The sequence below is a fragment of the Aromatoleum evansii genome (genome assembly GCF_012910805.1).
In the GTDB taxonomy this organism is placed as follows: domain Bacteria; phylum Pseudomonadota; class Gammaproteobacteria; order Burkholderiales; family Rhodocyclaceae; genus Aromatoleum; species Aromatoleum evansii.
Genome location: NZ_WTVK01000242.1, coordinates 1 through 433 on the forward strand (window position 1 = coordinate 1; position 433 = coordinate 433).

Annotated in this window: 1 protein-coding gene; it reads left to right on the forward strand. The window is 65.1% G+C overall.

Annotated features, from left to right (window positions below; translation table 11 throughout):
- Positions 1–433: hypothetical protein (locus GO615_RS28125; protein ID WP_211167435.1), on the forward strand; the 433-nt coding region annotated here is incomplete at both ends.

Consider the following 433-nt stretch of genomic DNA (forward strand, 5'->3'; position numbering starts at 1 on the left):
GAACTGACGCCGGCGCTGCTGCGGTCCTTCGGCCAGACGCGCCGGGCCGACGAAGCCTTGATACGCTTCGACGAGTTTCTCGCCGGCCTGCCTGCCGGTATCCAGCTGTTTTCGTTGCTGCAGTCCAATCCGGCCCTGTTGAAGCTCATGGCGACGATCATGGGTGCCGCACCCCGGCTGGCGGCGATCATCACGCGCCGGCCGCATGTCTTCGATGGTTTGCTCGACCCGGCCTTGCTGACCGAATTGCCGGACCGTGCCTATCTGTCGGCGCGGCTTTCCGCCTTTGTCGAGGGCGACCGGCTTTATGAGGACGTGCTCGACCGGCTGCGCATTTTTGCCTCCGAGCAAAGGTTCCTGATCGGTGTCCGGCTGCTGGCCGGCTCGATCGATCCGGCTCGAGCTGGCCGCGCCTTTTCCGATCTGGCGGATC